Origin of the sequence: Pseudoalteromonas sp. Z1A2, assembly GCF_011378755.1 — a bacterium.
In the GTDB taxonomy this organism is placed as follows: Bacteria; Pseudomonadota; Gammaproteobacteria; order Enterobacterales; family Alteromonadaceae; genus Pseudoalteromonas; species Pseudoalteromonas distincta.
The window spans coordinates 23,145-46,946 of record NZ_WTKX01000013.1; the positions used below are offsets into that span (position 1 = coordinate 23,145).

Genomic DNA, 23,802 nt, shown 5'->3' on the forward strand with positions numbered 1-23,802 from the left:
AAATTAACGTGCGCTAACGAGTGCTAAAAGTTCTTTTTTATCGCCATCGCTTAAAAATGCTATTTCTAACGCATTTTTTTGGGCTTTTTCCATATCAGCTTGAGATAAGCCTGCTTTAGGTGCAGCAACGGTATATTCATACTCAATTTCAATACCTTCAACCGCAGGATCATCAGTATTAATACACGCTAAAATACCATGATCTAAAAACTGTTTAAGTGGGTGCTTAGTTAAATCGTTTACTGTACTGGTTTGAATATTACTTGTTAAGCATGACTCAATACCAATACGGTTATCGCGTAAATAATCCATTAGTTTTGGATCTTCAATTGCTTTAACGCCATGCCCTATTCTGCTCGCACCCAACTCATTAATTGCTTGCCAAATACTTGGAGCGCCAAGTGCTTCTCCAGCATGAATAGTCGAAGCTAAATACGCATTTCGTACTTGTTTAAAGTGCTCTACAAACAACTCACCCGGGAAGCCAATTTCGTCACCGGCTAAATCAACAGCGACTAAATCATTTTTAAATGCGAGTAATGCATCAAGCTCTTTTTGACACGTTTTTACGCCATAAGTACGCGATAAAATACCAATCAAGTTAGCTTTTATATTTGCGCCCTTTGTTGCTGATTTAATACCATCAACAACTGCCTCTACAACGCCTTCTGGATGTAAACCTTGGCTTTGTGCCATGTAGTAAGGGCTAAATCGAAGCTCCACATAATCAAGACCTTGTGCTTGTGCATCTTCAATGTTTTCAATTGCGATACGTCTACACGCATCGTAGTCGCCAAGCACAGTAACTCCCCAATCTAACTTTTGTAAAAAAGCCATGAGGTTTGGTTCAGGATCAATAACTTGAACATGAGGGATTAATGCTTCAACGTTATCTGCAGGTAGCTCTATATTAAACTGTCGACCAAGTTCTAATATGGTTTGCGCACGTACATTACCGTCTAAATGGCGGTGAATATCTAGCAAAGGTAATTTTCTATTGATCATAATAGCAACCCAGTTTAGTTAAATTTGCGCGCATGATACGCAGATACAGTTATTTTTCAAGTCTATATGATTTGCGGTAAGTTTTAGCGGTCATATGTCTGCTTTTTGTGCAAAAAAATGATACAGCTTATTTTCCTGATAAGTGATGCCAAAGAGTTTTAAAAAGCGTATTTGCATCAATAGGTTTGGTAATATAACCATTCATTCCACAGGCTAGTGCCTTTTTAACGTCCTCGTCATGGGCGTTCGCCGATAGCCCTATTATGGGTAAATCAATTAACTCTAAATCACGACGAATTACTTTTGTTGCTTTGAGTCCATCCATTTTTGGCATTTGAATATCCATAAGAACAATGTCATAGCTATTTTCGGCTAGCTTTTCTATGGCCTCAAAACCATCGTTAGCAATGTCGGCAATACAGCCTTTCGTTTTTAAAATAGCATTAGCAACATGCTGATTAAGTGGATTATCTTCTACTAAAAGTAATTTATAGCCTGTAAATGATAATGTACTTACGTCTATTTCGTTGTATTGCTGCTGAATTTGCTCTGCCTTTGGTAAAGGCGATATTAGCGGCAAACTAAATGTAAATGTAGAGCCTTTACCTTCATAACTAACTAAATCAATTGCACCACCCATTAACTCAACCAGTTTTTTGCAAATACTTAATCCTAAGCCTGTACCACCATATTGGCGTGAGGTTGAGCTATCAGCTTGTGCAAACGGTTTAAACAATTGTTTCTGTGCTTCGCTACTAATACCAATACCCGTATCGTTAATACTAAAATAAGTCATTTTTTTCGATTGCCAAATTTTCAGAGTGATTTCACCTTCCCCTGTAAATTTAACCGCATTATTGAGCAGATTCAGCAGCACTTGTTTTAAGCGAATTGGATCGGTATTAATGACCAAATTTGATGTTTTATCAAAATCGAGACTTAACTTTATTGATTTAATGTCAGCATCAAACTGAAGTAAATTAAGCATTTCATCCGCTAAACTCGCTACATTAATAGGCTCTTGCATTAAGTCTAGCTTGCCTGCTTCCATTTTTGAAAAGTCGAGCACATCGTTTAATACCCTCAGTAAAACACCAAGTGCCCCATCTGCTTGCTCTATGTAACTTCTAGCTTGTTGCCAATCGTTTTGCTGGAGCGCTAAATAATGCAGCCCTTTTATACCGTTAATAGGGGTGCGGACTTCGTGGCTCATGTTTGCTAAAAACTGCCCCTTTATATGACTCGCTTCATCTGCTTTTTGTTTTTCTTTGCGTAGTGTATGTGTTTGCTTGGCCACTTGTTCGCGAATTTGTATGTTTGTACCAGTAACTGAAATCAAAAATGTAATCAGTAACCACACAAACAACATACCTACTATTTGTGCAAGCCAATATACTAACCAAGACGTTCTAATTATTGGCTCATATAACTCAACCTGCCACATGCGTTTGCCAATCAACAATTGATATTCTTTAAATAGCGCTTGCGAATTAGCGGTATCTGCAATATAAATTGCCTGCTTTTTCCCTGATACCGTTGTATCAAAAAAACTAGCTGAAATTGAGTTGTTGTGATCAAATAATAGTGTTTGCGATAAGCGTTTCAGACTGACTATCGCTGCCACAAAGCCTTGAAAATCATCTTCGGTAGAGGACTCTCTAAAAACAGGATATAAAAAAAGCACACCGTGTTCGGCTGTATTTTGGACCAAGTTAATTGGCTCACTTAGTGCAAGTTCATTAAGCTCTTTCGCTTTGCTAAGCGCTGCACCTCTTACTTTACTAGAAGCTAAATCAAACCCTAAAACATCTTCATTACCTTTTAAGGGATATACGTACTTTACTGGAAAGTAATTACTACGCGTACCTGCTGGTTGCCAAGCTCCATCTAGTGACTTTTCTTTTATATATAGAGGTTTGCCTGTGGCTGGATTTTCATGTGTTTCAAAATCTGCGAGTTTATTTGCTGGTATATAAGGTATCCATTCAAAAGCCAGAATTTCTTGGCTGTAGCCCAACTGCTTTGAAGTAAATTGTTTAAACTCTTTAAAATCCACGTCACTACTACTAGCAAAATATGTAGCTAATAAGCCTAAATGAGCAGTAATACCATCGAGCTTTTGGCTTATAGCATTTTGCACAGAAAGTATTTTGGCTTCTTGCTTTTGAATATCTTTTTCTTTTTTAACACTAGCAGCGCCATAAAAACTAACGCTGATCAGTATGTAAATTAATAGCGAGGGTAAAATTACCAGCATACGGTGGCGTACTTGTGTGTAATTAAAAGCGGCGAGTACTAAAGGTGTAAATATAAGTACGCCAATACTGTCGCCAATCCACCATGCTATAAAGTTATCAAAAATAGCATTGGTCGGAATCACATTATTCAATGCTAATAAACTTGTTCCTACACCTGCAGCAATAACACAACATATTGGCCCCGCTACTATTAAGCTTTGAACACTGTGTTTTAAAGAAGATAAATCCAACGGCGCTTTTATAACATTCACTATAATTTGTCGGCCAATCCAAGCCTGTAAAACAGAGGCTAAAGTAATGCCTATAGCTTGTAAAAGAACAATAAAATGAAAAATATCTACGGTGCGTTCAAGGTGAATTAAGTTAGTACAAAAAGCCCCAATAATAAGGCCAATAAATGACTTACGTCCCCAAATTAAAAAGCTCGCTAAAGCAATTCCTGAGGGCGGCCAGGAGGCGACCGCATAGCCATCTACAGAAAGAAGTGAGTTGCTAAAGTATCCTGTAAAGAAGTAAGCACAAGCCAAGCTAAGGGTTAATATTAAAAACTTTCTCAAAGCTTGTGCTCCTGAACTACAAAAAATGCTAAGTAGTTATAGTGTAGTCATTTATTGATATAAAACGAGCGCCTTTTCTGCCTGTGCACTATTTTTATAACTCAACACAGCTTGTTCAGAGAACTGTTTTTTATTTTCACTATTCAGTGCTTTATCAAAAATTCTAGCTGCTAAGTCATAATCACCCTTAGCATTAGCAAGGCAAGCTAGCGCAAGTAATAGTGAATTATTTGAATCATCCTTCTTAAGCCGTTCTTGAATACTTATTTGCAACTTAGCTGCATCGGCTGCTGTTGCTTTACTTAATATATTGGCAAGCTCTAAGTGTTGCTCATTGTGCTTAACCATTTTAATTAAGTCACTTTCAATAACAGCCAATTGACCTGCTTGCGCCATTTGCATTAAATATGCGGTGTGGGCATGAGCTTGCAGCTTTTTAGGCAGCTGTTTATATTTTTCACTCAGCTTGTCTGCATCTAACGCACTAAAATAAGCACTAAATAACTGCGTCCACTGTGCATCAGTAAGTGCTTTTTTGCGCAGTAAACGCGGCAAAAAGTCTTCCAGCGCACTAAAGTGTTGTTGCTGTACTAATACTTCTGCATAAAGTTTTAACTCAAGTGCGGTGGCTTTTTTAGCTTCTGCGCTAATACGCATTTGTGATTCAATCGCGCTACTATCGCCACTTGCCAACCATAGCTTTGCTACTTTTAATTGATGCTCTGGGCTTATTTCAAATAAACGCTCAAGTGCTTTATCTGTTTGATTATTAGCAAGCGCTGCTTTTGCAAGTAATGCTAAGCGAATATCTTCAAACTTATCTGGTACGCTATTACCCGATAAAGCCTGTTCTACGTGCTCGTAATCATCATTAATAGCACTCCAAAGAGCCTGCTCAATAGCTGCTTGTTTGCGCTCTTGGCTACGTGCAAAAAAGCCATGCTTAGTATTATGATAAATCGATAATAAATAACGAATTAACTTATATGTTAAATATAAAACAACAGCGGTAATGACTGCCATTATACAAAACGATACTATCGTGCCTTCTATCGTCGTATTGTTAAATGAAATAAGTACATAACCTTTTTCATCTAGAACAAATGGAGTAACCGCTAGTACAACAACAATAGCTACAATTAAAATAATTAGCCCTATCATTGCGCCCACTCCTTAACCTTTTGTGTACTGTTTAAGGTTACTTTTGGATTAAAGTTAAGCTGCTCTTTTTCAAGTTTAGACAACGCTTTAAGTACCGTTTTAGTTGTATCATCGTCTTGCTTAAAGTACTCACCAACTAAACGTTTTGCTTCACTTAAGGCGCTAAAGAAAATACTCGCCTGCTTACTCATAAGTGCATCTTGTGCCTGAGTTATATTAAGCTTGATTCGTTGATTTATTAAATGGCGCTCTTGATCCGTAAGTAATGGCTCAATGGAAACACCCTCGTGCTGACGAATAGTAATAAAGCTATCCACAATTTTATTCCAGCTATTACTCAAGTTTTGCTGCCAATCACTCACGTCACCACTTAAAGCATTTTCATCTATTGCAGCTGCTTCTTCTGGTAAATTAACTGCATTAAAAACTAAGTCGTCAATACTGCTTAGTACACTGTTTAGCTGTAAATAAATAGCCTCTGTTGCAATAGGTTTAAGGCTATCAAGTGTTTGTATATCTTGCATAATCGCTTGGCGAACTTCAACTGTTCCTGGGTGCTCACTAAGTAATCCATCTAAGCGCTTTAAAACAGCACTAGTGCCTTGGTAGTCTTTTTCAGCCCATAGTTTAAACTCAGCCATACGCTGTAAGCTGGTTACTTCTTGCGGGTTTAACGATGAGCCTTGTTGCTGCGCCTTTTGCAAAGCCGCTTTTAGTTCTTGCTGATTTTGAACTGCACTTTCATTTAGGGCTGCGGCAACTTTTTCTTCACTATTAAACAGCGCTTGTTGCAAATTAGATTGCGCCGATTTAAGTGCTTGCAGCTCCTGGGTGAGTAACTTATTTTGCTCGCTTAACTCATTAACGGCTAGGTTTTGCGCCTTACCAGCATTTAATTTTTGATAAAACTCGTATCCAACACCAGAGGCCACAATTAACGAAATAAGAAGCGCAAGTACTGCAACCTTACTTATTTTTTGTTTACTTTTGTCTGCCGTATTTTTTGTAGCTGTAGGCTCTTGCTTAGTTGATTTAGCAGAGGTCGTGTTAGCTATTGTTGGTGTGGCTTTTTCTGCCGTTACTGGCTTTGACTGTTCGCTCATGTTGCTACCTTGCTGATTTATGCAGGTAAACATAGCATTATCGCTAGCCCCTGCTGCAATGTGTATATTAGCCGAACTTACCTGTTGCAGCTTTAAATAAGCGGCTATACGCTCGCTGGCAACATAAAATCGGCACTGTTGTAACCATTGTAGTTGGTGTGCAGTAAGGCTTTTAAATATAGCATCAACTGCTGCATTACTTGTTATGACTATACCGTGTACATTCTGGCTTTTCCAGTGGTCTGTCCAGTTAGAGGTGACACTCTCTGTCGGTTCACGTTTGTACACAACACAATTATTCAAAAAAGCACCGCGCTCTTTGAGCGTTTTAGCTAACTCAGGGCGGCCACCTTGGCCCTTAACTAATACTATATTACAGCCATCCACCTCGGCGAGTGATTTAAGCGCAAGTAACCCTTCTGAATCATACTGCTTTGGTACTGCTGCGCGCACACCAAATTGCTCATATATAACATCGGCTGTTTGTTGTCCAACCGCATAAAACTGCGCTTTGGTATTTATATCTGGTTTTAATTGCGAAAGTGCACTGACTGCATCTTGCGATATAAATATTATTTTATCTGCATTTAATAGTGGACTAAGCTCAGTGCTGGAGGGTGTTAAATGCGTTATTTTTAATACCGGAAATAAAGACGCCTGATAACCCGCTTGCTCAAGTTGCTGTGCAAGGGCTGCGCCTTTTCCTTCGGGCCGAGTTATCAGAATATGTGTCATTTATGCGTCTCTATAAACTTCAGCTAATATTTTGTCTGCACCTTGAGCTAGTAATTTTTTAGCAAGCTCAATACCTAGTTTTTCTGCGTCATTTACATGGCCTGTTACTTCGTCACGTAAAATTTCGCTGCCATCAACAGCACCAACTAAACCACGTAAATGCACTTGTTCGCCATCAACCAATGCATAAGCACCAATAGGAACTTGGCAACCACCTTCTAAATAGCGATTCATCGAACGCTCTGCGTTTACGCGAATACGTGTTTGTGTATGCTCAAGTGGTGCAAGTAATGCTTTGGTTACTTCATCATCAATACGACATTCAATACCTACAGCGCCTTGACCATTTGCTGGTAATGACACTTCTGGCTCAATGTAGTCAGCAATACGCGACTCCATTTCTAAACGAATAAGCCCTGCAGCCGCTAAAATAATAGCATCATATTGGCCGTCATCTAATTTACCTAAACGCGTATTTACATTGCCGCGTAAATCACGAATATCTAAATCAGGGCGAAGTGCCTTAATTTGGCACTGGCGGCGCAGGCTAGAAGTACCCACAATGGCGCCCTGTGGTAGCTCACTTAAATTAGCAAAATTGTTTGATACAAACGCATCGCGTGGATCCTCACGCTCACAAATAGTATGCAGTGCTAGCCCTTGAGGAAACTCTACTGGCACGTCCTTCATAGAATGTACGGCAATGTCAGCTCGGCCATCTAACATTGCTTGCTCTAGTTCTTTAACAAATAAGCCTTTACCGCCAATTTTAGCCAATGGCGTATCTAAAATTATATCCCCTTGCGTCGACATTGGGACTAATTCTACGCGCACATCTGCATGAAAACGCTCAAGCTCTGCTTTTACAAATTCGGCCTGCCAAAGTGCTAGAGCGCTTTTGCGCGTTGCGATGCGTACTAATTTTGTTTTTTCTGTCATAGGGGTATCCAATTAATTACTGCGTTTAGCCAGTTTTAGTCAGCTAAAATTCTAAATTCTTTTTGGGCAATTAAATTACCTTGCTCATCAACTACATCAACACGCCAATGACCTGTTTGTGTGTTCATTATATTTTTTGTTGAGTACGTTCTGTAACGAGGCGAAGTAACATTAAGTGTAATTTCAGCCATCGTTTCACCTTCAAACGACCAAACATGCTTAACTTGCTGGCCTTGAAGGTTTTTAATCTCGCTAAAAAACGATAACCCTTCCTCAAACTGGCTTAACCTAATATCAGCAGCAAACACATTAGTAGGCTCACGCTTACTTACTTTACGAGTAAGTACCGCGCGACTAATTTTACCCGTGTCTATTTGCGCCCCCAATGCCACACTTGCCACATGTGCTGTAGAGGAAAAACCTTCAGTGCCACTCAATGCGCCATCATCACTTTCTAACTCTAAAAGTAAGTCACTTTGACTTGCAGGCTCAGTTACGTTTTGGGCTTCTGCGGTTTCTTCTTGCACATCATTATCAAGGTTTGAGTTTAACTCTGTATTAATACTTTCGCTTTGATCAGTAACAATATCGTTGTTAGCCAACAAAGCCGGGGGATTATTTACAAGGTCTACTTCGGCAGGTGTATTACTTGAAATGCTTAGTTGAGTCTCATTTTGCTCAGCTAACAAAGGTTCAATACTCGCTTGAGTTACCTCTACAGACTCAGCAGGGGTATTGTTTCCTGATGATTGAGGCTCAACATCCATTACCTCATCGCTTGTTTGGTTTTCAGCGTTACTGCTGAAATTTAAGAATTGTTCCTGCTCATTTGGGTGTTCACCTTGCTCTGCATTAACAGAGGTGGTTAAGCCATAAACAACTGCTGCAGAGGTCATTAATACCAACATAGCAATACTCACAATACGACGCCAATTCCACTCGTAGCTTACCGTTGGTACGCTCTGTTGTAATTCGCGTTTAACATTTGCTTTTATAACTATTTTTTGACTCATATTGACCTCAGCGGTTCCAAAATTAGCTTAAACGAGCAATTAACCATTGGCGAATAGCTTGCAATTCTTCTGCGCAAACTTGATGAGCCATTGGATATTCTTGCCAGCTTACATCCATGTTATGTGCTGTTAATACTTCAAACGCATTTCTACCCGCACTGTGCGGTACAACGTTATCTTGGCTACCATGAGCCATAAATACGTTTAAATCAGTATGTTTTGCTTCATCAGCAAATTTGTGTGGCACACACATATAAGTAGAAAGCGCCATAACACCCCCAAGTTTTTGCTCAAAGCGCGGCGCTAAATGCAAAGACACAACACCACCTTGAGAAAAACCAGCTAAAATTATTTTATTAGCAGGAATGCCATTAGCAATTTCTTTATTAATTAACTCTTCTACCTTTGCAGCAGAATCTCTTACGCCTTGTTCATCGGCACGCTTATCTAATTCTATAGACTTAATATCGTACCAAGAGCGCATTTCCATGCCACCATTTATGGTGACCGGTTGCACTGGCGCATGCGGAAAAATAAACCGTATACCAAGCTCGCTTGGTAAATTTAGCTGCGGGGCTACTGGCGCAAAACCATCCCCAGAGTCACCTAAACCATGTAACCAAATAACCGTTGCTTTATGTTCACTTTGGGCTGCATATTCTACAAATTCTAAACTCATAGTGATGATTGCCACTTAACTTCTTGGCCTGCTTGGCGAGTTGAGGCTTCATTTATAAACGCCCAAAATTCAGCGCCAGAGCGGTTATCAATCCATAACCCATCACGCATTTCAAAATGATGTCCGTTAAACTTAGTCGCAACCCATACTTGATGAAGAGGTGCTTGCTTATTGATCACTATTTTACTTTTATCAGGAAAAATAATTTCTAAAATACCTTGTGCCGATTCATAATCTAAATCAGCTTCGCAATCATCAACCTGCTCTTCAATAGTGAACATAAGAGCTTCGGCTAATTGGTGATATTCGTGTTCAGTCATTGTTATTTCCTTTGCAGGCGAGCCGCCTAATATTGGGTACGTTTTAGCTTTAAATTAGCTTTAAAAATGTGCAGCTAGTGTAACAGGAATAAAATCATCCGCGAATAGCTGCATTTTTTAGATATTCTGTTACTCTGCGATTATAAAGCCAGCAACCGTATTAATCTAATGAAAGCGACACATACCTTACAATTAAAAAGACTATTAATAAGCACTGTACTGTTAAGCGCCTTAGCTGGCTGCGGACAAAGCGGTCCGTTATATTTACCAGAGCAACAAACAGAGCAAAACCAACCTCAAAACACAGCTAAACCAGCCACTACCGCTGAGCAAGCTAAAGCATCGCAAAGTCAGGAGCAATAAATGGATTATTTTAACTACAAAAACAACCAATTATTTGCCGAAGACGTCAGCGTAGCAAGCATAGCGCAGCAATACGGCACGCCGTGTTATGTATACTCGCGTGCTACATTTGAGCGCCATTACTTAGCATTTGCTAACGCCACTAAAAATCATAAAAGCTTGGTATGTTACGCTGTAAAAGCAAACTCAAATATTGCCGTACTTAATATATTAGCGCGCTTAGGATCGGGTTTCGATATTGTATCTAAAGGTGAACTAGCGCGTGTAATTAAAGCGGGAGGCGATGCTTCTAAAGTGGTTTTTTCAGGCGTGGCTAAAACGTCTGACGAAATAGCTTACGCATTAAAACTGGGCATTAAATGTTTTAATGTAGAGTCGGCGTCTGAGCTTGAGCGTATTTCTGAAGTGGCTTGCGAGCTTAACCTAGAAGCGCCTATTTCTATTCGCGTAAACCCAGACATAGATGCAAAGACACATCCGTATATTTCTACCGGTTTAAAAGAAAATAAATTTGGTATTGATATTCAAACAGCAGTGAGTGTTTATCAACAAGCAGCGGCTTTACCTGGTTTAAAAGTAATTGGTGTCGATTGCCATATTGGCTCTCAATTAACGCAAGTTAGACCTTTTTTAGAAGCCCTTGATAAATTAATGGCGCTTATTGATGAGCTAAAAACTAACGGTATTGAGCTAACTCATTTAGATATTGGCGGCGGTTTAGGTGTGCCATACGACAACGAGCAACCACCACACCCAAGTGAATATGCAGCGCAAGTTACCGAACGCTTAGCTAACTACAAACATCTTGAACTTATTTTTGAACCAGGGCGCGCTATTGCAGCTAACGCAGGTATTTTGGTTACTCAAGTTGAATTTATTAAACAAAACCAAGACAAGTTTTTTGCAATTGTAGATGCAGGTATGAACGATATGCTTCGCCCTGCGCTTTATCAAGCGTGGCAAAAAATTATTCCGGTATCCGTTCGCGACGACGAAACACCTACTCACAACTTTGATATTGTGGGTCCGGTGTGCGAAACCGGCGACTTTTTAGGAAAAGACCGCGAACTAGCGCTTAAACAAGGCGATTTACTTGCACAACGAAGTGCGGGTGCATATGGCTTTACAATGAGCTCAAACTACAACTCGCGCCCGCGTGTTGCAGAAATTATGGTAGATGGTCAGCAGCATCACCTTATTCGTGAACGCGAAACTATTGAAAGCCTTTATCAAGGTGAGAAAGTTTTACCATAAACGTTTTTGTCTACTAGCTGCTCTGTGGCATGATTAGCACAGAGCAAAACCGAATTAGAGCGCTATGTTAGTTAATTTTTCCAAAATGCACGGCTTAGGTAACGACTTTGTTGTGATTGATAACATTACACAAAATGTTTTTTTGTCGCGAGACCAAATCAAAAAACTGGCAGATCGCCACTTTGGCATTGGCTTTGACCAATTGCTGATGGTTGAAGCACCATATTCACCTGATCTCGACTTTCATTATCGAATTTTTAATGCCGATGGTACCGAAGTAGAACAATGCGGTAACGGCGCTCGCTGTTTTGCCCGCTTTGTACGCATGAAAGGCCTTACTAACAAGCACAAAATTAGTGTATCGACTAAGTCGGGCAACTTAACGCTCTACATAGAAAAAGACGGTCAAGTAACTGTTAACATGGGCCATCCTAATTTTGAGCCAAGTAAAATTCCGTTAAAAGCCAGCAAACGCGAGCTTACTTATATTATTAGAACGCAAGAACACACTGTATTTAGTGGCGCGGTATCTATGGGTAACCCGCATTGCGTGCTAGAGGTTGACGACGTAACCACCGCGCAAGTTGATATATTGGGTCCATTGCTTGAAAACCATGAACGCTTTCCCCAAAAAGCGAACATTGGCTTTATGCAGGTTGTATCGCAAGAACACATTAAGCTAAGAGTGTGGGAGCGCGGCGTTAACGAAACCCTAGCCTGTGGCACAGGTGCATGTGCAGCGATGGTGATTGGTCATATGCAAAATAAACTATCAACAACCGTTCAAGTAGATTTGCCGGGCGGTACTTTGCAAGTGCGCTGGAGTGGTGAAGGTCACCCGGTACGCATGACTGGTCCCGCAGAGCATGTTTTCGACGGACAAGTAGCACTATGAGCGAGCTAAGTACAGAGCAGATTATTAATTACTTACAGCAACATCCTGACTTTTTAGTTCATCACCCCGAGCTACTCACACAACTTGAGCTGCAACAGCAAGCTCAAGGTGCAACGTCACTAGTACATATTCAGCAACGTCAATTACGCGAGCACAACACGCTTTTAAAAAGCCAAATAGATGCTATGAGCAAGCATGCAACGCAAAACGAGCTCGTATATCGTTTGTTTAGCCAATGTCATCGCCAGCTTTGGAATCATGACGACTTTGACACTCTTGCAAATAATCTACGCAATATAATCTGCTCAAGTGAAGATGTTAACGACTGCAAATTAGTAAAATATAATCCCGAGTACGACGAGCTTATTGCGCATCGCCTTACCCATTCTGGGCATTATTTAGGGCGAATTAATAAACAAGAGCGCGAACAATTATTTAGTGAAGATACACAATCCGTCGCTATTTATTTAATTGGCGACACCAAGCACCCTATCGCTATTTTGGCGTTTGGTAGCAATAACGTAAACCATTTTGAGCCCGCGCAAGATAACCTGTTTGTGCTCGACTTTATAAACGCATTACACCTGCGGTTACAAAAACTAGCATGAGTGACGATGCGCCTAATATTACCGCGCTAAGCGACCACTGGCGTACACCCATAACGCTATTTAGCGATTATTTAAAGTTTGAAAAACAATATTCAGCGCACACAGTTAATCAATACGTAAGCCAACTTGGCTTTGCAGCCCTTTATTTTAGCAAACTATGTGATGACTGGTTTGGCGTACAAGGCGAACATATTCGCCGCTACAGCATGGCACTGCGATCAAAGCAATTAAGTGGCCGTACAATTAGCTTAAAGCTCAGTTGTATTCGCAGCTTATATAAGTTTTTAAAAGCAAAAAATATTGCCGAGCAATCGCATTACCATAATCCGGCAATAGGTATAAAAGGCCCTAAGTTTGCAAAGCCCCTACCTAAGAATCTCGATGTAGATCAAATGGCACGCTTGCTCGAAATACCCGACGACGAACCTCTCGCAATTAGAGATAAAGCAATGATGGAGTTAATGTATTCATCAGGGCTGCGTATAAGCGAGTTAGTTGGCGCTAACATGCAAGATATTAGCGCTGCCAATGGTGAAATTTTAGTGCGTGGTAAAGGTAATAAAGAGCGATTAATTCCGGTGGGCAAAAAAGCGTTAGACGCATTAAAAAAATGGCTCACAATACGCCCTCAGTTTGCAAAGCCCGATGAAATAGCAGTATTTTTAAGTAGCCAAAAAAACCGTATTTCGATTCGCCAAGTGCGCCTACGCATGCAAGAGTGGGGAATAAAACAAGGTATTAGCTCGCAGGTTCATCCGCATAAGCTGCGCCACTCGTTTGCGTCACATATTTTAGAATCATCTGGTGATTTACGCGCTGTGCAAGAATTACTAGGGCACAGCAGTTTGTCGGCTACACAAGTGTATACGCATTTAGATTTTCAACATTTAGCCAAGGTGTACGACAACACTCACCCTCGTGCAAAAAAACGAACTGATTAGGTAAATAAATATGATCCGATTTAATCGTGCTATTAAGCCATTTTCTGTCATGAGCTTTGATTTAGACGACACTCTTTACAACAATCACCCCATTATAAAAGCAGCGGTTAAAGCGCAGCAAGATTATTTAAACGCGCTCCCTAGCTACTTAGCCCAAGGCCAAAAATACTGGCAACAATGCCGCAATGAAGCCGTATTACAGTTACCTGAACTTGCTGATAACGTCACTAAATGGCGCCAACATACATTGCGCTTAGCCCTTGCTAAACTAGATTTGAACGAGCAAGAGGTAGAGTACCATGCCGATGCTGCCTACAACGCCTTTGCCGATGCGCGCAGTAAAATAGTGGTAACCGACGACGTACTAAAGCTGCTAGATAACTTAGCCCAGCACTTTACGCTGGTTGCTATAACTAATGGTAATGTTGAAATTGAACGCTTTAACTTACACAATAAATTTGAACTCGTGTTACAAGCCGGTATGCACGGTAAAGCAAAACCTCACAGCACCTTATTTGATAAAGCCGCCGAGCACTTAAACGTTGCTAAAAGTGAAATTTTACATATTGGCGATAGCCTAGATACCGACGTACAAGGCGCAAATAATGCCGGTTGCCAATCGGTATGGTTAAACGATCAAGGCGCCAATTATGCTTATAAAGGGCTGGCTGATATTGAAATAGCCAATATTCATGCCTTAACGCACTTTATTAAATAATACCAATTGCATTAAATAAGAGGTCACAATGAGCCACTATACCAAGCTAATTACCTTGCTATTAATTGGCTCACTTAGCCTTAACGCTTATTTATTGTGGCCGCAGCCCGCGCCAACCAAAGTACAAAAAACGCAAGGTGCTGAAAAAAGCATATCGCCTAAACAACAAAATACGCTATTAAATACGGCAAAGCAGCAGTTTAAAAAACACCAATTTGAAGCCGCACTTAGTAGCTATCAACAACTCAAAAACAGCAATCCAGAAATCGCAAAAAACCTTTATTCATCGTGGCTAGTGCAGCTTAAAACATGGCTAAATAGCAATTTATTACTCAGCGAGTCATTTCTCAATGCGCTATTAAATAACAGCCCTTATAACGTAGAGTTACTTAATTTACAGGTTGAGTATTTAATAAATAGCGAGCAAACACAAAATGCCATTATTGCTTTATTTGAGCTTAATTCATTACTGCCTGCTGATCAGCAAAGTAATGTAAATACACGTTTAAATACGCTCACTCAAAACGAATTACACACATTAACTGAGCAACAAAATTGGCAAGCTATTATTGAGCAAACACAAATTTGGCTTGATTATAAAAGCGATAACGCGCAGTTTTTATATCCGCTTGCGTATGCCTACTTTCAGCAAGGCGATTTAATTAGCGCACAAGCAACCCTTGATCGAATGCCAAACCAGCACAATCTAAAAAGCCAAGTGCAAACACTGCAAGCGATGATCAATAAAGCACAATCGCAAGACGACTTTGTTGCTTTAACGCCTTACGGCGCGCATTACTTAATAAACACCGAAATAAATAACAATCTATCGACCGAACTAATGATTGATACAGGCGCAAGCGTAACCTCGCTACCTACAAATATTATTAAGCAAATTTCGCCAAGACCTTTGTATTTAGGCGATGTAACGGTAAATACAGCGAATGGTCAAATTGTTGTAAAGCGTTATCAAATTGAATCGTTTAAAGTGGGCTCGCAAATTATTTATGGTTTTGAAGTGCTAAGCATTGAAAACACCCGTGGGCAAGGTTTGCTAGGAATGAACTTTTTATCGCGATTTAAATTCAATATAAATCAGCAAACAGATGAGCTAGAGTTGAGCGCTAAATAATTAAAAACCCAAAGGTAACACATGACACTAAATAACTATTTAAAAGCACTTGCTGAAAACCCAAAAAGCATTCAATTTACCGATACAATGGCCGTGATAGAAGCAAATTACGACTTTACTGCATGTGGCTTTAATAACCATGGATTACTTAGCGCTGCGAGTGAGAACAACGGCTCGTGTAAAATTTTTGCATTTGCTAAATTAAACGATTTAAGTAAACAAAATACGTTGGATTGTTTTGGTAAGTTTTACCGAGAAGACGTGCTGCAAAACCCTAAAGGGGATGATCATATGAACATTCGCACGTTTATGTTAGCACCAGAGGCAACACCTTTTTTAGGTATTACCTTTGAAGGCGAGCCACTAAAAGCAAAATAGCCAGCAAAAATTAAAGTGGTTTTTCCATAAAGTAACGCGTACCTGAGCGTGGGTAATTATTAAGTTGATACTTAACACTATAACCGCGCTTTTCATAAAAGGGTTTTGCTTGAAAATCAAGTGTATCAAGCTGAGCAGTTGTAGCACCTAGCTCAATAGCTGCTTGTTCAAGTGCCGTTAGCAGTTTATCTGCAAGCCCTTTACCTCGCGCACTATCGCTACACCAAAGCCAACTAATCATCAGCCAGTTTCCAAACACACACCCACTAGTACCGGCAACAAGCTCGCCCTGCTCATCAGTAAATTTATAGCCTAATGGCAGCCTTTGCGCATCAAAATGCTCGGCGTTAAATTCAACTATTTTACTACGTAGTATAGAGCTTAATGCGTCGGAGTGATCTGCTTGTAATTGGTACATATTGCGCTTCTTAAAAAGCGAATATTAGCAAACTCATACCATCAATACAGATTATTTTTACCATAAGGTACTTCAAGCATATTGCTGCTGGTTTTATCCGGCTGGCCGCACATTTCGTCGTAAGCGCTTGTTTGCCTTAACATCATCTGTGCGTACGCTATTTTTTCAAAACGTTTTTGTACATGCAGTGGGCTGAGTGCTCTTAAAAACTCACCGCTGTCTTCTGTTACATAATATTCAACGTTATTAATCATCACTGATACTTGATAAAGCGCCATATCTAACGAGTGAACAATAACTTTTTGTAGCGGTTCGTGCTTTTTTAACTGTGAAAATTTAATACCCATCTTGGCTACCTTTTTATATTTAACCTGAGTTCTGGTTATTTAACATTATCGATACGCAGCTTTGCTATAATCACGATCAAATTTTTATTAGCCGCTGGCGTCACACGTTATGAGCACAAAAATCCGACTCGCTAAATATATTGCCCATGCAGGTATTTGTTCTCGTAAACAGGCATCGCGTTTAATTGATGAAGGTGTAGTGACTGTAAATAATCGCCCAGCGAATCATATAGATCACGTTGATGAGCAAGACACAATAATAGTGAACGAAAAAGAAATTAAAGGTGCTGCCGATTTAGTTTATTTTGCGTACCACAAACCAGTAGGTATTGACTGCAAATTAAATATTGATGACCCTGCCAGCCTTATTCACCATTTGCCCACACTCACCCGCGTTTACCCTATTGGTCGATTAGATAAAGACTCTCGCGGTTTGCTTATTTTGACCAACGATGGGGATTTTTGTAATCAACTAATACATCCTGACTTCCACCAGCCTAAACATTATTTAGTCACCGTAAATAAGCCTTTAGACGATGGTTTTTGTAAAAAAATGGCAGCAGGCGTACCCGTTGATAAACACATAACCCTGCCTTGTGAGGTAAATAAAATAGCCAGCAATCAGTTTAGTATTGTTTTAAAACAAGGGCTAAACAGACAAATACGTAAAATGGCGCATTACTGCGGATACAAAGTAATTGACTTATTTAGAGTGCAATTTAGTGACCTCACCCTTTCAAAGCTAAACCTACCTGAAAACCAATATATACAAATTAATAAAACCGATATTTCAAAAATCTAATACCAAGTCACTTAACTACATCTCAAAAAGTTAAAAATAAACTTGCAAAAATAGATTACAGGTGTAGTCTTAAATTAAAGATTACACTTGTAGGCAATAAAATGATTGAATTATCAAAAGCAGAGTTTGACGTGCTCGACGCACTTTGGATTAACTACCCCGCCACCGCGAGCCAAATAATTGAGCGCTTAAGCGACGATAAGCAATGGCACGAAAAAACCATTAAAACCCTGCTAGGTCGACTAGTAAAAAAAGGCGCACTTACATTTGAAAAAGAAGGTCGCCAATATATTTATACTCCCTGTATGGAGCGCGCCGACTACACCTTAAAAGAAAGCCAAAACTTTATTGAGCGATTTTTTAGTGGACGTATTGCGCCACTTGTAAGTGGTTTTGCTAAATCGGAGCAGCTTTCTCAGCAAGATATAAACGAGCTTAAAAAAGTTATAGATGACTGGGAAAAAAACCAAAAGTAAGGGATTAACATGGTTATTCAAACTGGTTTCAATTGGTTAATTGAGCAGCAACTACTATTAAGTATTTTGTTTTGTGGATTTATTTTACTTGAGCGATTTACTTTAAAAGCCCTTGGCTCGCGGTTTGTATATAAATTAGCATGGCTATTACCTGCGGCATTGGTGATTGCTAATTTACCAAATGCGATTAAACCACTGCAAAATAGCAATATTAGCCATTACTTAATCACCCCTAACCAGCCTTTTACACACGAAATGGGTATTAGCTGGGCGCTCATGTATGTACTTATTACCGCTGGGTTATTAATAGCTAGCTTTATTACGCATACCCGCTTTGTTAAAAGCCTGCAGTTAACTGAGTTAACACAATTTGAAGGCACTCTTACCGCTGATGTTAAAACTTATACCAGCCAACATGTAGCCACGCCAATGGTGGTCGGTATTTTAAACAGCAAGCTGGTGTTACCGAGTAACTACAATACCCAGTTTGATAAAGCCACATTAGCGCTTATTTTAGAGCACGAAAACGTACACATAAAACGCAAAGACAACCTAACAAACGCACTTATATTACTACCTACTATTTTACTTTGGTTTAACCCACTAGCTTGGTTTTGCTACGCAAGCATGCGCCGACTACAAGAGCTGACTTGTGATGAACGCGTACTTAGCAATAAAACCACACAACAACATATTTTATATAGCAAAGCCTTAATAAGCTGTGCGGCAAATGCGCCCACAGGGCTTATGGCTTATTCACACTACGGAGATAAAAAAACCATGTTACAACGACTAACTAATATAAAACACAGCGGGGAGCGTTCAAAGCTTGCTAAAGGTGGCTTATTACTTGTAGCCGCAAGCATGCTAAGCGGCTTAGCAATTGCAAAGCAACCAGAAGTAAATAAAACGCAAGAGGAACATATTTCACCAACAATACGCATTGAACCTGCTTACCCAATACAAGCAGCTCAACAAGGGATCAGCGGCTCTGTTGTATTAAAATACGATATTGCAGCTAACGGTAAAACAAAAAATATTAGTGTTATTCAATCTAAACCTAAAGATGTTTTTGATAAATCAGCGAAAGAGGCGCTAGCAAAATGGAAATATAAAGCATCAGATTCAGGTTTTGAAGATGTACTTGTGCAACTAGATTTTGCGATTAATAGTGAAGTGGCGCCTACCGATTTAATTGAGCGAATTAAAGTATCGCATTAACGCCACGAGTTGTTCAAGACTACAAAGCAAGCGCCCTTTTAGGCTGCTTGCTTTGTGGTTTTAAAATATAAACCTACAAACTCACCACAATCATGGCAATGGCCGTACCCAAACCAATAAACCACACTAATGAGCGAATTATATCTAGGTTCATATAGTAAAATACGCAATACAAAATACGCGACACAATATGCGTAACCGCTAACATTTCGGTCACTGCACCTACAGAGTTAGTGCCGAGTACAACTGCAATAGCGACAGCAAAAACAGCAAGCGATTCAAAACAATTTTGATGAGCAGCGAGCGCCCGTGCACCAAAGCCGGTTAATTTTATTTGTTGCGCCCTTGGGTGTTTATTGTCGTATCGACCTAATTTTGCCATTGCTATAGCAACCGGCACTTTTGCAAAGTAAGGCATTAATACCGCAAGTAATGCACATACAACTAATGTTGTCATAATTTATCCTTTTAATGTTTCGGATAATTTAGCATAAGCGCAATAAAAAAGCCGCCAGATACGTTTATGACAAACTCTGGCGGCTAACAATAACATCAGACCTACTATAGCTAAATTTATCCTTAAACCCGTGCGACATAATGTCGCAGATGATGAATATTCAACATCATGGTTAATACATCGCTTTACTTCACAAAGCTTGTTAACTTTACTGCCTTACATTTTAACGACGACGACCATGACCTGGATATTTTTCACTTTTTTAGCCGCTTTCATGCAAGCATGGCGTAATGCCCTGCAAAGTAAATTAAGTAACGATGTGAGTGTGGCTGGCGTAACACTCTCTCGCTTTATTATCGCAGGCCCTATTGCTGCGGTGTATTTATATGGTTTGTATCAATATCAAGATACAGCCATGCCTACGTTTAATAATGCCTTTTGGGGATTTATTGTAGGCGCAAGTGTGATGCAAATACTTGCCACTGGTTTAATGGTTAAGTTATTTAAAATGAATAATTACGCCGTAGGTGCTGGTCTTGCCAAAAGCGAGGCGTTAGTAGCAGCCATTTTAGGTGTATTATTTTTTGGCTCGGCACTTTCTTTGCTCGGTTGGCTTGGTGTGTTTTTTGGCGCTATTGCCGTATTGCTACTCAGTGGCATAACAAGCGTTAAACACTTTAATGCTAAAACAGCATTACTAGGACTGGCTTGTGGTACTTGCTTTGCACTTACATCGCTGTGGGTACGAGAAGCGAGCTTAAATTCAGGATTATTATTTCCTCACTCAGCAGCTTGGGTTTTGCTGTTTGTAATTAGCTTACAAACACTAATACTACTGGGCTATTTATTATTAAAAGAGCCGCAAACACTTAGTAAACTGTGGCAATACAAAGGTACTACAGCCGCAATTAGTGTTTTTAGTTGTGTCGGTTCTATTGGCTGGTTTAGTGCAATGAGCTTACAGCACGTTGCTTACGTTAAAACACTTGGACAGGTTGAAGTGTTTTTTACCATGCTAATTGCCGTTCTTTGGTTAAAGCAGCCACTTAAGAAACAAGATACTGCTGGCTTAATACTCATAGCCATTGCCGCTGTTTTGGTTATGTTGCCGAATTAAGGGCATAAAAAAGCGCAGGCTTTTATACCTGCGCTGTTATAATTTTTATAGCTTTAAGAACTGGTTCTAAGAGCTTATTTTAAGTGTTATCACACCACTAATAATCATTAATACTCCCGCAATACGACCAAATGTAGCTGCATCGTTATAAAACAATATTCCCACTAAAAACGTACCGGCGGCCCCAATACCTGTCCATACGGCGTATGAGGTACCCATTGATATTTGCCTTTGTGCAAGCCACAACATAAAACCACTAGCGACTAAAAATACCACCGCTATTGCTATGCCTTGCCAGCGTGTATCAGCGTTTTGCGAAATTTTTAAGCCAATCGGCCAGCCAATTTCAAGTAACCCAGCAATAATTAAGTACACCCACGCCATTAAACGTCTCTCTTTTTAACAATCACTTCGTATAAATCTTCGCGGCGATCTTTTAAATTACGCACTGTGCCTTCGCTGTGAAGTATTTTAAGCTTATCCATATCAAGGTCACTAAATAGCAGCATTTCGGTGTTTGGTGTGGCTTCGTTAAGTGTTGCATCGTGCGGGAACGAAAAGTCCGATGGCGTTAATACCGCCGATTGTGAGTACTGCACATCAAGACTTTCTACCTCTGGTAAATTACCCACCGAACCTGCAATTACCACATAACATTCGTTTTCTATTGCACGCGCTTGTGCACAGTGGCGCACACGTAAATAACTGTTTTTAGTATCAGTCCAAAATGGCACAAACAGAATATCTAACCCTTGTTTGGCCAATATGCGTGAAAGCTCTGGAAACTCTACATCGTAACAAATTTGAATACCTACACGACCGGCATCGGTATCAAACACGGCAATTTTATCGCCGCCTTGAATAACCCAATCGTTTTGCTCATGCGGGGTTATGTGTATTTTACGTTGCTCGTCTATTTTACCGCTACGATGGCACAGGTAACTTACGTTATAAATTTTATCATCTTCGGCAAGTGGCATAGAGCCGGTAATAATATTGGCGTTGTATTCTATTGCCATACGCGACATGGCGTTTTTAAATGTCTCGGTGTATTCCGCTAAATAGCGAATCGCTTCTGTTTGATTACTTTGATTTCCTAGCCCCATTAGTGGCGCATTAAAAAACTCAGGGAATAGTATAAAGTCACTTTTGTAGTCAGATACGGTATCTACAAAGTATTCAACCTGCTTTAGCATTTCTTCAACCGATTCAACACAACGCATTTGCCATTGCACAGCACCTACTCGCACGATTGATTTAGTTGACTCAAGTACCGTGTCGGTTGGCTCATACATAATGTTATTCCACTCAAGTAGAGTGGCGTAACCAACAGACTCTTGATCCTCCGGTAAATACTTTTTAAGTAATCGTTTTACCTGAAAATCGTTAGATAACTGAAAACTTAAAATAGGATCGTATAATTCTTTTTGATCTACTTTTGCAATGTATTCCATTGGCGTCATTTCACTGCTGTGATTGTAATAACGCGGAATACGCCCACCAGCTAAAATAGCGCGTAAGTTATATTGGCGGCACAATTCTTTACGGGCATCATAAAGGCGACGACCTAAACGCATGCCTCTGTGACTTTCGCTAATAGCAACATCTAAGCCGTATAGCGCATCGCCGTCGGTATCGCTAAATACACGGTCGTGACCGTCTGCAATATCTTCGTATGTATGCGGGTTTGAAAAACGCGTGTAATCAACCTGCACGCTTAATGCTAAGCCCACCAGCACGCCGTCATCTACAATACCTATTTGCCCTTCAGGAAATTGGTCTATTAATCTAAAAATGGTATGACTTGGCCACGCACCGCCTAAGTCGGGATACGCTTGATCCATCAAGGTTTTAATTTGCGGATATTGCTCTCTGGTTAAGTTACAAATTTCAAGATGGGTTTTTTCTGCCGACATACACAACTCCTTTGGGCATAAGAAAATAAAAGCCGAATGTACGTTAAAGTACACTCAGCTTTGTATCATGTTTTTTACGTTACGCGTACTAATTTAAGCTACGATAAAAAAGTGTGGTTACTTTCTCTTTTGGTAACCAGCCTGCGTATTCAAGATTCAGCTCAGCCAATGGATCGGCTTTAAGTACTTGCTCTAAGCTTGCATTATTTTGCATTGCTTTTAGCATTACGTCTTTCGCGTTTTGAACTAGCTTACCATACGCTATCAGTCCTGAACGGTCACTTACCTTGCCGTGTCCTGGTATTACTTTAGTGTTGTCGTCAATTTGATTAATTACATCGTTTACTGCCGCTAAAATACCATCAACGCTGCCGCCGCTATCTACATCAACAAACGGTAAGCTGCCAAAATTAAAGTAAATGTCGCCCATGTGCACTATGTTGTCGTTACTAAAAAAGATAACCGAATCGCCATCGGTGTGTGCATGTTCGTAATGCACTACATGGGCGTGTTCGTTATTAAAATGTAGTTTTAAGTCGCGACCAAAACTAATGCGCGGTAAAAAGTCTGACCCTTCCCCGTGCTGCTCTTCTAAACGTTTGTGTACATTGTCGTGGGCTATAACGTGCGCACCCGCTTTAGCAAAGTTCTCGTTGCCACCGGTATGATCGCCATGATGGTGAGTATTAATAACAAACTCTGCACTGCCTGGTTTTAAATCGCTAATGGTTTTTTTAATATCATCTGAGAGTTTGGCAAACTGATCATCAATAATATAAATGCCATCATCACCTACACTTGCTGCAATATTACCGCCTTGCCCAAATAGTACGTATACATGCTCACTTAGCTTTTGTGCTGTTACTGGGCCATCATCTGCTTGCGCTGTAGTGCTTAGTAATAAACCTGTTATTAATGCGGGTAGTATTTTTTTCATTTTAGTTCTCTGTTGTTTTATTGGTAATTATATAGAACGTGTTTAGCTATAC

26 protein-coding genes are annotated in these 23,802 nt (G+C 40.0%); 12 read left to right on the plus strand and 14 right to left on the minus strand.

Annotated elements, in window-relative coordinates:
- Window positions 1-3: 3 nt before the first annotated feature.
- The 8 genes from add to cyaY all read right to left on the minus strand — a co-directional run bounded on the left by add (window position 4) and on the right by cyaY (window position 9,770).
- Complete coding sequence (gene add, locus GQR47_RS10625) at window positions 4-1,005, minus strand: adenosine deaminase (protein WP_002960964.1); 1,002 nt, start codon at window positions 1,003-1,005, stop codon at window positions 4-6.
- A 127-nt stretch (window positions 1,006-1,132) separates the two neighbouring features.
- Window positions 1,133-3,820 (minus strand): CHASE domain-containing protein, encoded by a 2,688-nt coding sequence (locus GQR47_RS10630; RefSeq protein WP_024594620.1) that lies wholly within the window; start codon window positions 3,818-3,820, stop codon window positions 1,133-1,135.
- A gap of 51 nt (window positions 3,821-3,871) precedes the next feature.
- A complete protein-coding gene (locus GQR47_RS10635) occupies window positions 3,872-4,981 on the minus strand; it encodes a heme biosynthesis HemY N-terminal domain-containing protein (RefSeq protein WP_024594619.1) in 1,110 nt (369 codons plus the stop codon).
- Window positions 4,978-6,819 carry a uroporphyrinogen-III synthase gene (locus GQR47_RS10640; protein ID WP_024594618.1) on the minus strand — a complete coding sequence of 614 codons (1,842 nt, stop codon included), beginning with the start codon at window positions 6,817-6,819 and terminating at the stop codon, window positions 4,978-4,980. Before GQR47_RS10640 ends, GQR47_RS10635 begins: the two co-directional genes overlap by 4 nt.
- Entirely contained in the window at window positions 6,820-7,758 is a 939-nt protein-coding gene (gene hemC / locus GQR47_RS10645) for a hydroxymethylbilane synthase (RefSeq protein WP_024594617.1), read from the minus strand.
- A gap of 35 nt (window positions 7,759-7,793) precedes the next feature.
- Window positions 7,794-8,771 (minus strand): DUF2914 domain-containing protein, encoded by a 978-nt coding sequence (locus GQR47_RS10650; protein WP_024594616.1) that lies wholly within the window; start codon window positions 8,769-8,771, stop codon window positions 7,794-7,796.
- Window positions 8,772-8,793: 22 nt separating this feature from the next.
- Window positions 8,794-9,450, minus strand: coding sequence for an alpha/beta fold hydrolase (locus GQR47_RS10655; RefSeq protein ID WP_002960978.1), 657 nt, complete (start codon window positions 9,448-9,450; stop codon window positions 8,794-8,796).
- Window positions 9,447-9,770, minus strand: coding sequence for an iron donor protein CyaY (gene cyaY / locus GQR47_RS10660; RefSeq protein WP_002960979.1), 324 nt, complete (start codon window positions 9,768-9,770; stop codon window positions 9,447-9,449). The genes GQR47_RS10655 and cyaY overlap by 4 nt, the downstream gene beginning before the upstream one ends.
- Before the next feature lie 168 nt (window positions 9,771-9,938).
- On the opposite strand from cyaY, the gene GQR47_RS10665 reads away from it, so the two are divergent.
- The 8 genes from GQR47_RS10665 (at window position 9,939) to GQR47_RS10700 (ending at window position 16,059) form a co-directional block, all read left to right on the plus strand.
- Window positions 9,939-10,133: a lipoprotein gene (locus GQR47_RS10665; RefSeq protein ID WP_024594615.1), complete on the plus strand. Its 195-nt coding sequence runs from the start codon at window positions 9,939-9,941 to the stop codon at window positions 10,131-10,133.
- Window positions 10,134-11,387, plus strand: a complete 1,254-nt coding sequence (gene lysA / locus GQR47_RS10670; RefSeq protein WP_002960983.1) for a diaminopimelate decarboxylase — start codon at window positions 10,134-10,136, stop codon at window positions 11,385-11,387.
- Window positions 11,388-11,451: 64 nt separating this feature from the next.
- Entirely contained in the window at window positions 11,452-12,282 is an 831-nt protein-coding gene (gene dapF, locus GQR47_RS10675) for a diaminopimelate epimerase (RefSeq protein WP_002960987.1), read from the plus strand.
- Window positions 12,279-12,890, plus strand: a complete 612-nt coding sequence (locus GQR47_RS10680; RefSeq protein WP_024594614.1) for a DUF484 family protein — start codon at window positions 12,279-12,281, stop codon at window positions 12,888-12,890. Before dapF ends, GQR47_RS10680 begins: the two co-directional genes overlap by 4 nt.
- Complete coding sequence (locus tag GQR47_RS10685; protein WP_024594613.1) at window positions 12,887-13,831, plus strand: tyrosine recombinase XerC; 945 nt, start codon at window positions 12,887-12,889, stop codon at window positions 13,829-13,831. Before GQR47_RS10680 ends, GQR47_RS10685 begins: the two co-directional genes overlap by 4 nt.
- 10 nt (window positions 13,832-13,841) lie before the next feature.
- Window positions 13,842-14,549 (plus strand): HAD-IA family hydrolase, encoded by a 708-nt coding sequence (locus tag GQR47_RS10690; protein WP_024594612.1) that lies wholly within the window; start codon window positions 13,842-13,844, stop codon window positions 14,547-14,549.
- A gap of 28 nt (window positions 14,550-14,577) precedes the next feature.
- Window positions 14,578-15,681, plus strand: coding sequence for a retroviral-like aspartic protease family protein (locus GQR47_RS10695; RefSeq protein ID WP_024594611.1), 1,104 nt, complete (start codon window positions 14,578-14,580; stop codon window positions 15,679-15,681).
- A 21-nt stretch (window positions 15,682-15,702) separates the two neighbouring features.
- Window positions 15,703-16,059, plus strand: a complete 357-nt coding sequence (locus GQR47_RS10700) for a HopJ type III effector protein (RefSeq protein WP_002960998.1) — start codon at window positions 15,703-15,705, stop codon at window positions 16,057-16,059.
- 10 nt (window positions 16,060-16,069) lie between these two features.
- Here GQR47_RS10700 and GQR47_RS10705 read toward each other — a convergent pair whose 3' ends face one another.
- Together GQR47_RS10705 and GQR47_RS10710 are read right to left on the minus strand one after the other, a co-directional pair.
- Window positions 16,070-16,477, minus strand: a complete 408-nt coding sequence (locus GQR47_RS10705; protein ID WP_024594610.1) for a GNAT family N-acetyltransferase — start codon at window positions 16,475-16,477, stop codon at window positions 16,070-16,072.
- A gap of 41 nt (window positions 16,478-16,518) precedes the next feature.
- The gene (locus GQR47_RS10710) at window positions 16,519-16,824 is read right to left on the minus strand and encodes a DUF6482 family protein (protein WP_002961002.1); all 306 of its coding nucleotides are present in this window, start codon (window positions 16,822-16,824) and stop codon (window positions 16,519-16,521) included.
- Between the two features lie 109 nt (window positions 16,825-16,933).
- Here GQR47_RS10710 and GQR47_RS10715 point away from each other — a divergent pair, with 109 nt between their 5' ends.
- From GQR47_RS10715 to GQR47_RS10725, 3 genes are all read left to right on the plus strand, one after another.
- Window positions 16,934-17,626 (plus strand): pseudouridine synthase, encoded by a 693-nt coding sequence (locus tag GQR47_RS10715; protein ID WP_024594609.1) that lies wholly within the window; start codon window positions 16,934-16,936, stop codon window positions 17,624-17,626.
- A gap of 101 nt (window positions 17,627-17,727) precedes the next feature.
- A complete protein-coding gene (locus GQR47_RS10720) occupies window positions 17,728-18,102 on the plus strand; it encodes a BlaI/MecI/CopY family transcriptional regulator (protein WP_007377323.1) in 375 nt (124 codons plus the stop codon).
- 9 nt (window positions 18,103-18,111) lie between these two features.
- Window positions 18,112-19,323 (plus strand): M56 family metallopeptidase, encoded by a 1,212-nt coding sequence (locus GQR47_RS10725; protein ID WP_024594608.1) that lies wholly within the window; start codon window positions 18,112-18,114, stop codon window positions 19,321-19,323.
- Window positions 19,324-19,396: 73 nt separating this feature from the next.
- Here GQR47_RS10725 and GQR47_RS10730 read toward each other — a convergent pair whose 3' ends face one another.
- Complete coding sequence (locus tag GQR47_RS10730) at window positions 19,397-19,780, minus strand: MAPEG family protein (RefSeq protein WP_024594607.1); 384 nt, start codon at window positions 19,778-19,780, stop codon at window positions 19,397-19,399.
- Between the two features lie 238 nt (window positions 19,781-20,018).
- On the opposite strand from GQR47_RS10730, the gene GQR47_RS10735 reads away from it, so the two are divergent.
- Window positions 20,019-20,897, plus strand: a complete 879-nt coding sequence (locus tag GQR47_RS10735; protein WP_173400220.1) for a DMT family transporter — start codon at window positions 20,019-20,021, stop codon at window positions 20,895-20,897.
- A 66-nt stretch (window positions 20,898-20,963) separates the two neighbouring features.
- Here the strand turns inward: GQR47_RS10735 and GQR47_RS10740 are convergent, their stop codons facing one another.
- From GQR47_RS10740 to GQR47_RS10750, 3 genes are all read right to left on the minus strand, one after another.
- Window positions 20,964-21,281 (minus strand): multidrug efflux SMR transporter, encoded by a 318-nt coding sequence (locus GQR47_RS10740; protein WP_002962354.1) that lies wholly within the window; start codon window positions 21,279-21,281, stop codon window positions 20,964-20,966.
- The gene (locus GQR47_RS10745; protein ID WP_024595458.1) at window positions 21,281-22,813 is read right to left on the minus strand and encodes a bifunctional GNAT family N-acetyltransferase/carbon-nitrogen hydrolase family protein; all 1,533 of its coding nucleotides are present in this window, start codon (window positions 22,811-22,813) and stop codon (window positions 21,281-21,283) included. Before GQR47_RS10745 ends, GQR47_RS10740 begins: the two co-directional genes overlap by 1 nt.
- A gap of 88 nt (window positions 22,814-22,901) precedes the next feature.
- Complete coding sequence (locus GQR47_RS10750) at window positions 22,902-23,750, minus strand: MBL fold metallo-hydrolase (RefSeq protein ID WP_024595459.1); 849 nt, start codon at window positions 23,748-23,750, stop codon at window positions 22,902-22,904.
- Between the last annotated feature and the right edge of the window lie 52 nt (window positions 23,751-23,802).

Coding starts and splice junctions, on each gene's coding strand:
- GQR47_RS10695 (WP_024594611.1), top strand. CDS start 14,578: ATGAGCCACTATACCAAGCTAATTACCTTGCTATTAATTGGCTCACTT.
- GQR47_RS10710 (WP_002961002.1), bottom strand. CDS start 16,824: ATGGGTATTAAATTTTCACAGTTAAAAAAGCACGAACCGCTACAAAAA.
- GQR47_RS10745 (WP_024595458.1), bottom strand. CDS start 22,813: ATGTCGGCAGAAAAAACCCATCTTGAAATTTGTAACTTAACCAGAGAG.
- GQR47_RS10730 (WP_024594607.1), bottom strand. CDS start 19,780: ATGACAACATTAGTTGTATGTGCATTACTTGCGGTATTAATGCCTTAC.
- GQR47_RS10690 (WP_024594612.1), top strand. CDS start 13,842: ATGATCCGATTTAATCGTGCTATTAAGCCATTTTCTGTCATGAGCTTT.
- GQR47_RS10725 (WP_024594608.1), top strand. CDS start 18,112: ATGGTTATTCAAACTGGTTTCAATTGGTTAATTGAGCAGCAACTACTA.
- dapF (WP_002960987.1), top strand. CDS start 11,452: ATGTTAGTTAATTTTTCCAAAATGCACGGCTTAGGTAACGACTTTGTT.
- GQR47_RS10680 (WP_024594614.1), top strand. CDS start 12,279: ATGAGCGAGCTAAGTACAGAGCAGATTATTAATTACTTACAGCAACAT.
- GQR47_RS10705 (WP_024594610.1), bottom strand. CDS start 16,477: ATGTACCAATTACAAGCAGATCACTCCGACGCATTAAGCTCTATACTA.
- GQR47_RS10685 (WP_024594613.1), top strand. CDS start 12,887: ATGAGTGACGATGCGCCTAATATTACCGCGCTAAGCGACCACTGGCGT.
- GQR47_RS10720 (WP_007377323.1), top strand. CDS start 17,728: ATGATTGAATTATCAAAAGCAGAGTTTGACGTGCTCGACGCACTTTGG.
- lysA (WP_002960983.1), top strand. CDS start 10,134: ATGGATTATTTTAACTACAAAAACAACCAATTATTTGCCGAAGACGTC.
- GQR47_RS10665 (WP_024594615.1), top strand. CDS start 9,939: ATGAAAGCGACACATACCTTACAATTAAAAAGACTATTAATAAGCACT.
- GQR47_RS10700 (WP_002960998.1), top strand. CDS start 15,703: ATGACACTAAATAACTATTTAAAAGCACTTGCTGAAAACCCAAAAAGC.
- GQR47_RS10655 (WP_002960978.1), bottom strand. CDS start 9,450: ATGAGTTTAGAATTTGTAGAATATGCAGCCCAAAGTGAACATAAAGCA.
- GQR47_RS10650 (WP_024594616.1), bottom strand. CDS start 8,771: ATGAGTCAAAAAATAGTTATAAAAGCAAATGTTAAACGCGAATTACAA.
- GQR47_RS10635 (WP_024594619.1), bottom strand. CDS start 4,981: ATGATAGGGCTAATTATTTTAATTGTAGCTATTGTTGTTGTACTAGCG.
- GQR47_RS10740 (WP_002962354.1), bottom strand. CDS start 21,281: ATGGCGTGGGTGTACTTAATTATTGCTGGGTTACTTGAAATTGGCTGG.
- cyaY (WP_002960979.1), bottom strand. CDS start 9,770: ATGACTGAACACGAATATCACCAATTAGCCGAAGCTCTTATGTTCACT.
- add (WP_002960964.1), bottom strand. CDS start 1,005: ATGATCAATAGAAAATTACCTTTGCTAGATATTCACCGCCATTTAGAC.
- GQR47_RS10750 (WP_024595459.1), bottom strand. CDS start 23,750: ATGAAAAAAATACTACCCGCATTAATAACAGGTTTATTACTAAGCACT.
- hemC (WP_024594617.1), bottom strand. CDS start 7,758: ATGACAGAAAAAACAAAATTAGTACGCATCGCAACGCGCAAAAGCGCT.
- GQR47_RS10640 (WP_024594618.1), bottom strand. CDS start 6,819: ATGACACATATTCTGATAACTCGGCCCGAAGGAAAAGGCGCAGCCCTT.
- GQR47_RS10715 (WP_024594609.1), top strand. CDS start 16,934: ATGAGCACAAAAATCCGACTCGCTAAATATATTGCCCATGCAGGTATT.
- GQR47_RS10735 (WP_173400220.1), top strand. CDS start 20,019: ATGACCTGGATATTTTTCACTTTTTTAGCCGCTTTCATGCAAGCATGG.